11 protein-coding genes are annotated in these 14,219 nt (G+C 67.8%); 8 read left to right on the top strand and 3 right to left on the bottom strand.

Translation table 11 applies throughout. The features are described from left to right. The first annotated feature begins 33 nt into the window (after positions 1-33). Both ABT115_RS17250 and ABT115_RS17245 read left to right on the top strand, forming a co-directional pair. Positions 34-1,938 (top strand): IucA/IucC family protein, encoded by a 1,905-nt coding sequence (locus ABT115_RS17250; RefSeq protein ID WP_351789979.1) that lies wholly within the window; start codon positions 34-36, stop codon positions 1,936-1,938. A 50-nt stretch (positions 1,939-1,988) separates the two neighbouring features. Continuing rightward, positions 1,989-3,959, top strand: coding sequence for an ATP-dependent DNA helicase (locus tag ABT115_RS17245; RefSeq protein ID WP_351789976.1), 1,971 nt, complete (start codon positions 1,989-1,991; stop codon positions 3,957-3,959). Positions 3,960-4,041: 82 nt separating this feature from the next. On the opposite strand, the gene lexA is transcribed toward ABT115_RS17245, so the two are convergent. Continuing rightward, positions 4,042-4,836 carry a transcriptional repressor LexA gene (gene lexA, locus ABT115_RS17240; RefSeq protein ID WP_351789973.1) on the bottom strand — a complete coding sequence of 265 codons (795 nt, stop codon included), beginning with the start codon at positions 4,834-4,836 and terminating at the stop codon, positions 4,042-4,044. A 534-nt stretch (positions 4,837-5,370) separates the two neighbouring features. On the opposite strand from lexA, the gene nrdR reads away from it, so the two are divergent. Together nrdR and ABT115_RS17230 are read left to right on the top strand one after the other, a co-directional pair. Beyond that, positions 5,371-5,883: a transcriptional regulator NrdR gene (gene nrdR / locus ABT115_RS17235; RefSeq protein WP_351789971.1), complete on the top strand. Its 513-nt coding sequence runs from the start codon at positions 5,371-5,373 to the stop codon at positions 5,881-5,883. A gap of 162 nt (positions 5,884-6,045) precedes the next feature. Continuing rightward, positions 6,046-8,946, top strand: coding sequence for a vitamin B12-dependent ribonucleotide reductase (locus ABT115_RS17230; RefSeq protein ID WP_351789968.1), 2,901 nt, complete (start codon positions 6,046-6,048; stop codon positions 8,944-8,946). A 157-nt stretch (positions 8,947-9,103) separates the two neighbouring features. Here the strand turns inward: ABT115_RS17230 and ABT115_RS17225 are convergent, their stop codons facing one another. Then, on the bottom strand, positions 9,104-9,640 hold the full coding sequence (locus tag ABT115_RS17225) for a TerD family protein (RefSeq protein WP_351789966.1): 537 nt from the start codon (positions 9,638-9,640) through the stop codon (positions 9,104-9,106). A 320-nt stretch (positions 9,641-9,960) separates the two neighbouring features. Here ABT115_RS17225 and ABT115_RS17220 point away from each other — a divergent pair, with 320 nt between their 5' ends. The 4 genes from ABT115_RS17220 to ABT115_RS17200 all read left to right on the top strand — a co-directional run bounded on the left by ABT115_RS17220 (position 9,961) and on the right by ABT115_RS17200 (position 13,382). After that, the gene (locus ABT115_RS17220; protein ID WP_351789964.1) at positions 9,961-10,566 is read left to right on the top strand and encodes a YdbC family protein; all 606 of its coding nucleotides are present in this window, start codon (positions 9,961-9,963) and stop codon (positions 10,564-10,566) included. Positions 10,567-10,711: 145 nt separating this feature from the next. Continuing rightward, positions 10,712-11,614, top strand: a complete 903-nt coding sequence (locus ABT115_RS17210) for an ADP-ribosylglycohydrolase family protein (protein WP_351789961.1) — start codon at positions 10,712-10,714, stop codon at positions 11,612-11,614. Positions 11,615-11,991: 377 nt separating this feature from the next. Then, positions 11,992-12,702: a ribonuclease HII gene (gene rnhB, locus ABT115_RS17205; RefSeq protein ID WP_351789958.1), complete on the top strand. Its 711-nt coding sequence runs from the start codon at positions 11,992-11,994 to the stop codon at positions 12,700-12,702. Between the two features lie 59 nt (positions 12,703-12,761). After that, positions 12,762-13,382, top strand: a complete 621-nt coding sequence (locus ABT115_RS17200) for a hypothetical protein (protein WP_351789956.1) — start codon at positions 12,762-12,764, stop codon at positions 13,380-13,382. 67 nt (positions 13,383-13,449) lie between these two features. On the opposite strand, the gene ABT115_RS17195 is transcribed toward ABT115_RS17200, so the two are convergent. Next, positions 13,450-14,088 carry a hypothetical protein gene (locus ABT115_RS17195; RefSeq protein WP_351789953.1) on the bottom strand — a complete coding sequence of 213 codons (639 nt, stop codon included), beginning with the start codon at positions 14,086-14,088 and terminating at the stop codon, positions 13,450-13,452. Positions 14,089-14,219 lie beyond the last annotated feature (131 nt).

Genomic DNA, 14,219 nt, shown 5'->3' with positions numbered 1-14,219 from the left:
CGAACCCCATCGGTTCCATCCCGAGGAGTCACCGTGCCGAAATATCCTGCGAGTCATGATTCAGCGGAGGCTGTTGCCCTGCCCAATACACCAGAACTGAACCGGACGGTCTGGGACGGAGCCGCCACCCGACTGCTTGCGAAGATGCTCGGTCAATTCGCCTACGAGGAAGTCATCGAGCCGGTCCGGCAGGCCGGCGGGGGTGATGCGTACACCCTCAGGCTCGACGACGGTGGAACCTTGAGCTTCAGCGCACGGCGGGGCGTGTACGGCAGTTGGCACATCGTCCCCGATTCGATTCTGGAGACGTGCGGGAGCGCCCAGGAGCCGTCGGCGGACTCGACGCGGAACCGCGGCCGGGGCGTGCCTGCCGAGCCACTGCGGGACCGGAACACCGGCACCGTCCCGTTCCGTGACCCATTGCAGTTCCTCGCCCGCGCCCGACACCTCCTCGGGATCGACGGCGCCACCCTCGGCCACCTCATCCGCGAGATCACCACCACCCTCGCCGCCGACGCCCGGCTCGACCGCACCGCGCTCTCCGCCGCCCGGCTGGCCGATCTCGACTACGCCGAGCTGGAAGGGCACCAGACAGGACACCCCTGGCTCGTCGCCAACAAGGGGCGTCTCGGCTTCTCCGCCACCGACGCCTCCCGCTACACACCCGAGGCCCGCAGGCCGGTCAGGCTGCCGTGGATCGCCGTCTCCACCCGGATCGCCGCCTACCGAGGGGTGACCGGTCTGGCCTCACCCGAGCAGCTGTACATGCGGGAACTCGATCCGGCGGTTCGTGATTCCTTCGCCGCCCTGCTCCGCGCCCGCGACCTCGATCCCGGCAGCTATCTCTGTCTTCCCGTGCACCCCTGGCAGTGGGACGAATGGATCGTTCCGGTCTTCGCCCCGGCCATCGCCGCAGGCGACATCGTTCCGCTCCACACCGACGCCGACCTCCGGCTGCCTCAGCAGTCCATCCGCACCTTCGCCAATGTGACCCGCCCCGACCGGCACACCGTCAAACTGCCGCTGTCGATCCTCAATACGCTGGTCTGGCGAGGACTGCCGACCGAACGCACCCTCGCAGCCCCCGCCGTCACCACCTGGGTCCAGGGGCTGCGCGACCGGGACGCCTTTCTGCGCGACACGTGCAGGGTCATCCTGCTCGGCGAGGTGGCCTCCGTGACCGTCGAGCATCCGCTCTACGACCACCTTCCGGAGACTCCGTACCAGTTCAAGGAGATCCTCGGCGCGATCTGGCGAGAACCCCTCCAGCCCCGGCTCGCGCCGGGCGAACGGGCCCGGACCCTTGCCTCGCTGCTCCACACCGATCCACAGGGCCGCGCTTTCACGGCCGAGCTCGTCGCCCGCTCGGGGCTGACGCCCACCACCTGGCTGACCCGGCTCTTCGCCGCGCTGCTCCCGCCGCTGCTGCACTTCCTCTACCGCTACGGCACCGTGTTCTCCCCGCACGGAGAGAACGCCATCGTTGTCTTCGACGACCAGGACGTACCGGTTCGCATGGCGATCAAGGACTTCGTGGACGACGTGAACATCAGCGCCCAGCCGCTGCCGGAGCACGAGTCGATGCCGGGGGATGTACGCCGCATCCTGCTCACCGAGCAGCCCTCCTTCCTCACCCAGTTCATCCACTCCGGACTGTTCATCGGTGTCTTCCGCTTCCTGTCCCCGCTGTGTGAGGAACAACTCGGAGTCCCGGAGGCTGATTTCTGGTCACTCGTGAGGGCCGAGATCCTGCGGCACCACGCCCGCTTCCCCGAGCTCAAGGAGCGATTCGAGATGTTCGACATGCTGACGCCCCGCATCGAACGTCTCTGTCTGAACCGGAACCGCCTGTACGTGGACGGTTACCGGGACCGGCCCCGGCGCCCGCACGCCGCCATCCACGGGACCGTTCCCAACCCGCTCCACGCCTCCGTCTGAGTCCGGGAGTGATCGCCGTTGTCAGTGGTGCCCCGTAGGGTGGTCGGGCTATGACAAAGCCATCCCTCCCCGAGCTTCTCCACGCCGCCGTGACCGCCGTCGGTGGTACGGAACGGCCCGGCCAGGCCGCCATGGCCGAGGCTGTTGCCGAGGCTGTCGACGACAATGCCCATCTGCTCGTCCAGGCCGGCACCGGCACGGGCAAATCCCTTGGCTACCTGGTGCCCGCGCTGGCGCACGGGGAGCGCGTCGTGGTGGCGACGGCGACCCTGGCACTGCAACGCCAGCTCGTGGAGCGCGACCTTCCGCGTACGGTCGACGCTCTGCATCCGCTGCTGCGCCGCCGCCCCCAGTTCGCCATGCTCAAAGGCCGCTCGAACTATCTCTGCCTGCACCGGCTCCATGAAGGAGTGCCCCAGGATGAGGAGGAGGGGCTCTTCGACCAGTTCGAGGCAGCGGCCCCGTCGAGCAAGCTCGGTCAGGATCTGCTGCGGCTGCGGGACTGGTCGGACGAGACCGACACAGGCGATCGCGACGACCTCACCCCGGGCGTATCCGACCGTGCCTGGGCGCAGGTCTCCGTCTCCTCCCGCGAATGTCTGGGCGCCAGCAAGTGCGCGTACGGTGCGGAGTGCTTCGCGGAGCAGGCCCGTGAGCGTGCCAAGCTCGCCGATGTCGTTGTCACCAATCACGCCCTGCTTGCCATCGATGCCATCGAGGGCGCTCCGGTGCTTCCACAGCACGAGGTACTGATCGTCGACGAGGCCCATGAACTGGTCTCCAGGGTCACCGGAGTGGCCACCGGCGAGCTCACGCCCGGCCAGGTCAACCGCGCGGTACGCCGAGCGGCGAAGCTGGTCAACGAGAAGGCCGCCGACGCACTGCAGACCGCGTCGGAGGGCTTTGAGCGAGTGATGGAGCTGGCGCTTCCCGGTCGTCTGGAAGAGGTCCCCGAGGACCTCGGCTACGCATTGCTCGCGCTGCGTGACGCCGCGCGCACGGTGATCTCGGCCCTGGGTACCACCCGGGACAAGTCCGTCCAGGACGAGGACGCCGTCCGCAAGCAGGCACTCGCATCGGTGGAGACCATTCACGGCGTGGCCGAGCGCATCACCCAGGGCTCGGAGTACGACGTCGTCTGGTACGAGCGTCATGACCGTTTCGGCGCCTCTGTGCGGGTCGCCCCGCTCTCCGTCTCCGGGCTTCTTCGCGAGAAGCTCTTCGCCGAGCGGTCTGTCGTCCTCACCTCGGCCACGCTCAAGCTCGGCGGGGATTTCAATGGGGTGGGGGCGTCGCTCGGACTCGCTCCCGAAGGCACTGCGGGTGACGACATCCCGCAGTGGAAGGGGCTCGACGTCGGATCGCCGTTCGACTACCCCAAGCAGGGAATCCTGTACGTCGCCAGGCATCTGGCCACGCCCGGTCGGGAGGGTTCTCGCACCGACATGCTGGATGAGCTCGCCGAACTGGTGGAGGCGGCGGGCGGGCGCACTCTCGGACTGTTCTCGTCCATGCGGGCGGCCCAGGCCGCCGCCGAGGAACTGCGCGGCCGACTCGACAAGCCGATCCTGCTGCAGGGCGAGGAGACTCTCGGAGAGCTGATCAAGAATTTCGCGGCCGATCCCGAGACTTGCCTCTTCGGCACGCTTTCGCTCTGGCAGGGCGTGGATGTGCCAGGAGCCAGCTGTCAGCTGGTGGTCATGGACAGGATCCCATTCCCGCGCCCCGACGACCCGCTGATGAGCGCACGCCAGAAGGCGGTCGAGGAGGCGGGAGGAAATGGGTTCATGGCTGTCGCGGCGACGCATGCCGCGCTTTTGATGGCTCAGGGCGCCGGCCGGCTCGTACGGGCCACGGGCGACAAGGGTGTGGTCGCGGTGCTCGATCCGCGGCTGGCCAACGCCCGGTACGGCAGCTATCTGCGCGCCTCGCTGCCCGATTTCTGGTACACCACCGACCGCAACCAGGCGCGCCGCTCACTTGCGGCTATCGACGCGGCAGCCAAGGCCAACGGCCAGTAGCCCGCCCGGGTGCGCGGCGCAACAGGCAGGGCCCCGGGATCGGCGCAGTGGATCCCGGGGCCCGGTCGGAACCGGCGAGTGTTCACACCCGCCGCAGCACTGCCACCACCTTGCCGAGGATCGTCGCCTCGTCGCCCGGGATCGGCTGGTACGCGGAGTTGTGTGGGAGCAGCCACACATGGCCGTCCTCCCGCTTGAAGCGCTTGACCGTGGCCTCACCGTCCAGCATGGCTGCCACAATGTCGCCGTTCTCCGCGACGGGCTGGCGCCGCACGGTGACCCAGTCGCCGTCACAGATCGCCGCCTCGATCATCGAGTCACCGACGACCTTGAGCACGAACAGCTCTCCGTCACCGACCAGCTGGCGGGGGAGCGGGAAGACGTCCTCGACCGATTCCTCGGCAAGGATCGGGCCACCGGCTGCGATCCGGCCGACCAGCGGCACATACGATGCCGCGGGCTTTCCCGTCGTATCAGTGGGCTGCGGGCTGGGCTGGTCCGAACCGCGGACCTCGTACGCCCGCGGGCGATGGGGGTCGCGACGCAGGAAACCCTTGCGCTCCAGAGCCATCAGCTGATGGGCTACGGAAGACGTGCTGGACAGGCCCACCGCCTGACCGATCTCCCGCATCGAGGGCGGGTACCCACGCCGCTGCACGGAGTCCCGGATCACCTCGATCACTCGCCGCTGCCGGTCCGTGAGTCCCGAGCTGTCCGCCCGGATACCTGGAGGGCGGCCGGGCAACGACCGCGCTGGGCGCACGGGCTCCGGCCCCTCCGTGTTCGTGACTGAGTCATTCATGGCATGCACCGGCTCGAGTCGGTTCTGGGAGCGGTCCTGGGCAGTGATGGTGGCACTGTCTGCGGTGGTGGTCACGTCGGCCCCTCTCGAATGGTCTCCCTAGCTGGACAACGGTAGTAGCTTTCGAAAGGTTGCGCCAAACACACGTTCGAGTGAAAAACAAATAAAAGTCTGTCCTGTGTTCACTGCTGGGTGTATGTGCGACGGTCGGAGTGACCGGGACCCTGCTTGGGTCGACCCCTTGGGACGGCCGGCAATTCGGACCATCACGCTAGCGTTCGGCGGCGCGGCGTCGCCACGCGGGGTGGCCTCCGTGTCGTTGTCCGAGTCCGACAGCAGGAGCCCCGCAATCCTGGCAGCCCCGCGATTCCCGTAACCTCGTGCTCGGCCGTACGCTGCCTGCGGTCCGCTCGCGATGCGCGACACGCGCCAGGACCGATTGTGCGACCAAACCCAAGATCTAGTGGTTGGATTGTTCCAGTCGCCCAGAAGTTGTGGTCTCCGGTCCGCCGGGGGTGCGGCCATCGCCTATGCTTGTGATTGCTTCGAGGGGCCCTGGCGGGCCCTGAAGAGGCTATTCAGTCGTGCTGTGAAGGAGGGTTGGGAGCCATGCACTGCCCCTTCTGCAGGCACCCCGACAGCCGGGTCGTCGACAGTCGCACCACCGATGACGGCACGTCGATCCGCCGCCGCCGCCAGTGCCCCGACTGCTCCCGCCGTTTTACGACGGTGGAGACCTGCTCGCTGATGGTGGTGAAGCGCAGCGGTGTGACCGAACCCTTCAGCCGTACCAAGGTCATCTCCGGCGTGCGCAAGGCATGCCAGGGGCGGCCGGTCACCGAGGACGCCCTCGCCAAGCTCGGCCAGTGGGTCGAGGAGGCGGTGCGTGCCACCGGCAGCGCCGAGCTGACCACCCATGACGTGGGTTTGGCCATCCTCGGTCCCCTGCAGGAACTCGACCTCGTCGCGTACCTGCGTTTCGCGTCCGTGTACCGGGCGTTCGACACACTTGAAGACTTCGAGACCGCCATCGCGGAACTCCGCGAACGGTGGCCTCACGTGGAGGAGAGCGGGAGGGGCGAGACCGTTGAGGTCCCCGTTCCCGCCGTCGCCGCCGACTGAGCGACACCGGCCGATCGGCACAGGTCCGTGGATCGGCGACAGGGCGGCTGTATATAGACCCGCTCCGGGTGCTGTGCGTGGCGCCCGAAGCATCGGAGACAGACTGTGCCCCGGGAAGTTCTGGGCACTTCAGGGCGTTTTTGCCCACATATGGGAGGCGGCATGACAGAGACGGCGAGCGGCCCGGCACGAGGTTCCCGAGCCAAGGGATCCAAGTCGAGCAAGGGGCTGCGTATCGAGCGCGTCCACACCACCCCCGGCGTACATCCGTACGACGAGGTGGCGTGGGAGCGCCGTGACGTCGTCATGACCAATTGGCGCGACGGCTCGATCAACTTCGAGCAGCGCGGCGTCGAGTTCCCCGACTTCTGGTCGGTGAACGCGGTCAACATCGTCACCAGCAAGTACTTCCGCGGGGCTGTCGGCACCCCGCAGCGCGAGACCGGTCTGCGACAGCTCATCGACCGGATCGTGAAGACGTACCGCAAGGCCGGCGAGGACCACGGCTACTTCGCCTCTCCTGCGGACGCCGAGATCTTCGAGCACGAGCTGGCGTACGCCCTCCTGCACCAGATCTTCAGCTTCAACTCGCCGGTCTGGTTCAACGTCGGCACGCCACAGCCGCAGCAGGTCTCCGCCTGCTTCATCCTGGCCGTCGACGACTCCATGGAGTCGATCCTCGACTGGTACAAGGAAGAGGGCATGATCTTCAAGGGCGGCTCCGGCGCCGGCCTGAACCTCTCCCGTATCCGCTCCTCCAAGGAGCTGCTGTCCTCCGGGGGCAACGCCTCCGGCCCGGTCTCCTTCATGCGTGGTGCCGACGCATCCGCCGGGACGATCAAGTCCGGCGGAGCCACCCGACGCGCTGCCAAGATGGTCATTCTCGACGTCGACCACCCCGACATCGAGAACTTCATCGAGACCAAGGTGAAGGAAGAGGAGAAGATCCGCGCCCTGCGCGACGCGGGCTTCGACATGGACCTGGGCGGCGACGACATCACGTCCGTCCAGTACCAGAACGCCAACAACTCGGTGCGTGTGAACGACGAGTTCATGAAGGCCGTCGAGTCCGGCGGCAAGTTCGGGCTGCGTGCCCGGATGACGGGTGACGTCATCGAAGAGGTCGAAGCCAAGTCCCTCTTCCGTAAGATGGCCGAGGCCGCCTGGGCCTGTGCCGACCCGGGCATCCAGTACGACGACACGATCAACCGCTGGCACACCTGCCCGGAGTCCGGCCGGATCAACGGCTCGAACCCCTGCAGCGAGTACATGCACCTGGACAACACCTCGTGCAACCTGGCCTCGCTGAACCTGATGAAGTTCCTCAAGGATGACGGCAAGGGCAGCCAGTCCTTCGACACCGAACGCTTCGCCAAGGTCGTCGAGCTGGTCATCACCGCGATGGACATCTCCATCTGCTTCGCCGACTTCCCGACCCAGAAGATCGGCGAGAACACCCGCGCCTTCCGCCAGCTGGGCATCGGTTACGCCAACCTCGGCGCCCTGCTGATGGCCACCGGCCACGCGTACGACAGCGACGGCGGCCGCGCCCTCGCCGGTGCCATCACCTCGCTGATGACCGGCACCTCGTACAAGCGTTCCGCCGAGCTCGCCGCGGTCGTCGGCCCGTACGACGGCTATGCCCGCAACGCCGAGCCGCACCAGCGCGTCATGAAGCAGCACGCCGACGCCAACACCGCGGCCGTCCACATGGACGACCTGGACAGCCCGATCTGGGCCGCCGCGACGGAGGCCTGGCAGGACGTGATCCGCCTCGGCGCGAAGAACGGTTTCCGCAACGCCCAGGCATCGGTCATCGCGCCCACCGGCACCATCGGTCTCGCGATGTCCTGCGACACCACCGGCCTCGAGCCCGACCTCGCCCTGGTCAAGTTCAAGAAGCTGGTCGGCGGCGGCTCGATGCAGATCGTCAACGGCACCGTCCCGCAGGCCCTGCGCCGCCTGGGCTACCAGGAGGAGCAGATCGAGGCGATCGTCGCCCACATCGCCGAGCACGGCAATGTGATCAACGCCCCCGGTCTGAAGACCGAGCACTACGAGGTCTTCGACTGCGCGATGGGCGAGCGTTCCATCTCCGCGATGGGCCACGTGCGCATGATGGCGGCGATTCAGCCGTGGATCTCCGGCGCGCTCTCCAAGACGGTGAACCTGCCGGAGACGGCCACCGTCGAGGACGTCGAAGAGGTCTACTTCGAGGCGTGGAAGATGGGCGTCAAGGCGCTCGCGATCTACCGCGACAACTGCAAGGTCGGCCAGCCCCTCTCCGCGAAGACCAAGGAGAAGGAGAAGTCCGCAGCGGACGCAGTCACGGCCAAGGCCGAGGAGACCATCCGTACCGCGGTCGAGAAGGTTGTCGAGTACCGCCCGGTCCGTAAGCGCCTTCCCAAGGGCCGTCCCGGCATCACCACCTCCTTCACGGTGGGCGGCGCCGAGGGCTACATGACCGCCAATTCCTACCCGGACGACGGTCTCGGCGAGGTCTTCCTGAAGATGTCCAAGCAGGGCTCCACCCTCGCCGGCATGATGGACGCCTTCTCCATCGCCGTGTCGGTCGGTCTGCAGTACGGCGTCCCGCTGGAGACGTACGTCTCGAAGTTCACGAACATGCGCTTCGAACCGGCCGGTATGACGGACGACCCGGATGTGCGGATGGCGCAGTCGATCGTCGACTACATCTTCCGCCGCCTCGCGCTGGACTTCCTGCCCTTCGAGACCCGCTCGGCACTCGGCATCCACTCGGCCGAGGAGCGTCAGCGGCACCTCGACACCGGTTCGTACGAGCCCTCTCTGGAGGACGAGCTGGACGTCGAAAGCCTGGCCCAGTCCGCCCCGGTGCGGACGGAGCCTCTGAAGGCGGTGGCTGCCGTGCAGGAGGCCGAGAAGCCCGCCCCGAAGACGGCGCACACCTCGGCTGAGCTTGTCGAAATGCAGCTGGGCATCAGCGCGGACGCGCCGCTCTGCTTCTCCTGCGGTACGAAGATGCAGCGCGCCGGATCCTGCTACATCTGCGAGGGCTGCGGCTCGACAAGCGGTTGCAGCTGACATCGGGCGCCATCGCGTGGGGCACAACGTCCGCCCCCGCCCGCGCGCCTAGCTGATCAGCAGCTCGTACGAAGGGGACCGACCACAGCCGGTCCCCTTCGTCGTGCCGCAGCCCCGGGGGACGGGGACGGGAGGTGTGCTGCGTGGACGTAACGTGTCACGTTCCGGGCGTACGGCTTCCCATCATTCCGGCGAACGAATCGGGGTCCCCGTTGAAACCCCGGACCGATCCGCGGAACTCCCAGACGCCGGAGGCACCGCGGATGAACTCGGCGACGATTGCCGCGGTGGCGGCGCCGACCGCTGAGAAGTCGTCCTCCGCAAGGTTCGTGTAGCCCTCCCGGATCTGAACGCTGGTGTTCGCTATTTCGGCGAATGTCCTGCGGCCGTCGCGCTGCTGAATGGCGACTCCGACGACGACCCGGGTGTAGGCGGTCGACAACCGGTCCAGTTCCAGAGTCATGACCTCGTCGAACCCGAAGCCCTGGCCGTTCCTGCTGTCGCGGTTGAGGGTGATGGTGCCGTCCGGGGAGCGGCTGTCGAAGTGCACGAGATACGCAGGGCTGCCGTACGGCGCCTGCGCGAGGTAGGTCGCCGCGATGATGTCGAGGTCGTGGGCCGGGGCACCCGGAGGGCTGGGGTCCCATTTGAGTCTGACTTCGACCTTTTCGATGTTCTTGTTGGGTGTGCTCATCGGATCTGCCTCCCTGGCTTGCCGCTGGGCCTTCGTAGGGCCGTTCATGCCACCTGATCATGTCCGCAACTGACCGTGGATCCAACCGGCTTGGCCGTCGGCGACGGAATCGGGCCACTGTCGGTTCCGGTGAGGGTGCCGGGGAACAGTGCGCCCAAGACCGTACGGGGCGTGCGGCTGAGCGGGCTCACTCCCGCTCGGTCCAGAAGAACGGTTGTGCAACGAGGCCACGGAGATCATTCTGCGATTCACGGCCATTGATTCGGGCGTACTCCATCAGAGCGTGACCCGCGCCGCGTTCGGCACCGTACGATGGCGCGGTGCTGGTCAAGTGGATTCGTTGCACCGTGGTGGACCGTCGAGGTTTTGAACGGGGACAGCGAAAGTGGGCGGGGCTGCTGGGTGAGCCGGGGTTCAGGGGACAGGGCGGAGGGTGGAGCCGAGGGCGTCCGGAAGTGGCCCACGTCTTCGCTTTCTGGGAGAACCGCGTCTTCTACGACTCGTTCATGGCGCGCGCGCACGACCAACTGGCTGCCGCGCAGTCCGGCACGTACAGCAGCATCCAGGTCAAGCTGTTCGAGTACCGCTTCGATGTGAAGACGGGCTTCGAGCCCCGCTTCACCGATGCGGATGTTGTCAGGGTGGCGCACAGCAAGGTGCACGAGGACCGGGTCGAGCATTTCGCGTTGATGCAGGAGAGAGTGTGGAATCCGGCGATGGCCGGATCGCCGGGCATGCTGCGAGGGGTGTTCGGGGAAGCGCCGGGGCACGAGTTCCTCGTGTTGTCCATGTGGCAGTCGAGCGCCGAGCGCGGCAAGTATCGGGCGGGAAGCATTGAGCGGCTGACACAACGGGCACAGACCGAGGACGACGTGTCGGCGGTGACGGGAGACGTCGTGCAGCTTGAGCCGTCCTGGACGGTGTGATCGGCTGACGGTGCTGCGGGGACAGCGCGTCGGAGCGATTCGTTCGCTGATGCTCGGAGAGGACGGGCGCTACACCCTTGACCGGCCGTTCGAGCGCTGGCGTACCCCTGAGCCGTACGGCATCAGCGGATAGAGTGGAAGGGCGATGACGACCGCTGACTCTGCTTCCGATCAACGTTTCGAACGAGCCCTGGCCAGTCTGCGAGGGCTGTCCGTGGGGGACGCACTCGGTTCCCAGTTCTTTGTGCCCGCCAACTATCCACTGCTGAAGCAGCGCGAACTTCCACCCGGCCCCTGGCAGTGGACGGACGACACCGAGATGGCCTCGTCGGTGCTGGCCGTGCTGGTGGGGCACGAGCGAATCGACCAGGACGCGCTCGCTCGTTCCTTCGCCGAGCATCATGACTTCGACCGGGGATACGGCCCTGCCGTGAACCGGCTGCTCAGGCTGGTAAGGGAGGGCGGCGACTGGCGGGAGCTGGCGTCGGCGCTGTTCCAGGGCCAGGGCTCCTGGGGCAATGGCTCGGCGATGCGTATTGCGCCGCTCGGCGCCTGGTACGCAGACGACCCTGAGCAGGCCACACACCAGGCCGAGATCTCCTCGTACCCCACACACCAGCATCGCGAGGCGGTCGCGGGAGCGATGGCTGTTGCGGCCGCAGCCTCGCTGGCGGCGGCGACAGAGGGACCACCCAGCCCGACAGAGCTCCTTGATGGTGTGATCGCGCTCGTGCCCCGCAGCGCGGTCGGTGCAGGGCTGCGCCGGGCACGCGACATGATCGACTACGGCGATGCCGGGACAGTCGCCGCGGTCCTCGGCAGCGGTCGCCGTACCAGTGCGCATGACACCGTTCCGTTCGCCCTCTGGTCGGCGGCGCGGAGCCTTGGCGATTTCGCGCAGGCTTTCTGGGGTACGGCCCAAGCGGGCGGCGATGTCGATACGACCTGTGCGATCGTCGGTGGGATCGTCGCAGCGGGCAAGGCGGGCGCACCACCTGCCGACTGGTCGGCACAGACTGAAGAGCTGCCGGACTGGCTCCCGCGGTAGTCCGATCTGGCGCAGGCATGCAACGCTTCGCGTACGAAAGGCGGAGGCAGTGATCGCGGCGGTGACGGAGACGATATCAACAGGTACGCCCCCGCCCCGGCTCCGCGTCGCGTTCCATCCTTCACGAATGTGATGCGGTCACTGCTGAGCACTGCCAGTTGGTGATCACCATTCGCGATTTCCTGGCGCCGGCACAACACCTCATGAGCACTGTCTTCGTACGCACAGGTCTTCGGGCGCATGTACCGCAGCAAACTGGCCACCAGGGGTTCATGACCGTGCAGCACTCCGTTCTGCGGCTCGGCGTGTGGCAGGGTCGGCCGTGGGGCGCCCCGGGGTGTTGTCGGCGCCCCCATCGGCGTACGCTGACAGGCGCCATGCCGTACGAACCACCCACGCACACTGTCGAGCGCTCACTGCGCGCTACCACTGGTGCCAAGACCGTCGCCGGTGTCGATGAGGTCGGACGCGGAGCGTGGGCGGGACCGGTCACTGTGTGTGCGGCCGTCACCGGCCTTCGCAGACCCCCCGCCGGACTCACCGACTCCAAGCTGATCAGCCCCAAACGCCGCGCGGAGCTTGCCCCGTTGCTGGAGCGCTGGGTCACCGCGTTCGGTCTGGGCGATGCCTCTCCGCAGGAGATCGACGACTTGGGGATGACGGCTGCCCTGCGCCTCGCAGCTGTGCGTGCCCTCGAAGCCCTGCCGGTGCGGCCCGATGCGGTGATACTCGACGGCAAACACGACTACCTGGGACAGCCCTGGCAGGTCCGCACGGTGGTCAAGGGCGACCAGTCCTGTATCGCGGTCGCGGCTGCTTCGGTGATCGCGAAGGTCCGACGGGACTCGATGATGGCCGAACTGGGCACGGATTCCGGCGAGTACGCCGCCTTCGCCTTCGGTGCCAATGCCGGTTACCCGTCGCCCGTGCACAGGGCCGCGCTGGAGGAGTGGGGGCCTACACCCCACCACCGCCTCTCGTGGTCCTACCTCGACGCGCTGCCCAGGTGGCAGCACCTCAAGAAGGTTCGCTTCTCCGCCGAGGCGGCTGCACTGGAAAGCGGGGGCCAACTCGGCTTCGAATTCTGATTGCGCACATGTACCCACCCGCTGATGCCTTGCGTGTCGGCATTTGATAGACAACAACCATGCCTCTCATCCCCGAGGAGCCTCAGATTCACGAGAGCGCCCAGGGTCCCCGCGTCACTCCGGCCGCAGGCCGCACCGCGTCGACCCCCCGTCCCGTACCCGGTCCGCGTTCAGCGGCCATGCCGCGCCCCGGTCGTCCGGGACCCGGCCCCGCGAGGCCCGCGCCCCCGGCGCAGCGTCCGCACTCCACCTCCGGCCAGCCGCAGGCGGCCCGGCCGGAGAATCGTTCCGCACCGCAGATCCAGCTGATCCCCGCCTCGGCCGCCGGCGCACTCGACGCCGCCGACGAAGCGGTGGACCTGCTGCTGGACTCCGGACGCGCACCAGGCGACATCCTGGTGCTCACCACGGATGAGCAGCACCCGTGGGCCGCGCACGAACTCTCCTTCGGAGAGGCCGCCTACTGGGAGCAGCAGGAAGCCGGCGATGACGTCTTCTTCGCCGGTGCCGCAGCCACGGACCGGGTGAACCCCCGCCCCGTGGTGATCGTCGCCGTCAACGGCGACGGCGGCGACGCCGTTACCGGCGCACTGTCCAGTGCTCAGGAACGCGCTGGTGCCCTGCTGATCGTGTGCGGGGACCCGCAACGGATCAACGCGGCGCTCGGCGCCGGCGTCTGATCCGCAGGGCGCACAGGGCCGTGGTGGCCCGGCTGCTCGACAGGGCAGCCGGGCCCGCAATCACGGGTCAGCGTGCCACGGTGCGTCGCAGCGCCTGAGCCGCACCGCCGCCGGTACGCAGCGGGACCGGATCGTGGTCGAGCGAAGTGCCGGCGAGAGCGGACGGCTGTGATGTCGAGTCGGGCCGACGCCCGCCCCGGCCCTCGCCCAGCACCTGCCAGCCACCGCGGGTCAGCGTGATGTAAGCGCCGCACCGAAGGCCGTGCAACGTGCAGGCGTCCCGCAGGCCCCACATCCACGCTCCGTCCTCCTCCGTCCAACGCTCGTCGCCCTCGCGGCAGTAGAGCAGTACTGCGGTACGGACAGGCGTGCGGCGGCGCAGGTCGTGCGGGATGACCCGCCGCAGATGCGCCAGCAGCGCGTTGCGGAACTCCCAGCCGTCCGCGGCTATGGAGCGGCGGGCGAACGAGGCGCTGGCCGTGAGGCGTTCCTCATGGTCGAGTACGGCGACGACAGCGGTCGCCGGGGTCGGCCGGTGCCGGGCGTGCAGGCCGCTGACAACCTCGCGGGGACTGCGCAGCAACGGTATGCCCGCCTCGGCCCACTCGGCCGGTTCGAGCATCCTGGCAAGGCGGTTGGCGGAATCGGCGGATGCCGAGGACGCCGACAACGAAGTAGCTGCGGACGGAGCGAATCCGAAGGTCACGATCCTCCCTTCGCATGCGCGCCCACGGCGCGGGCAGAGTCGGGTGAGGGCGCGCCACGGCACAGCCCTTCCGGGCCGCGAAGGGACCGTGCGGGGAGCGAGTCCAATTCTTCCTGGCGTATCGGCAGGCG

It is taken from the genome of Streptomyces sp. NPDC001832 (assembly GCF_040297265.1).
In the GTDB taxonomy this organism is placed as follows: domain Bacteria; phylum Actinomycetota; class Actinomycetes; order Streptomycetales; family Streptomycetaceae; genus Streptomyces.
Note: the sequence above shows the minus strand (reverse complement) of the source record. Positions and strands in the feature narration are given on the sequence as shown.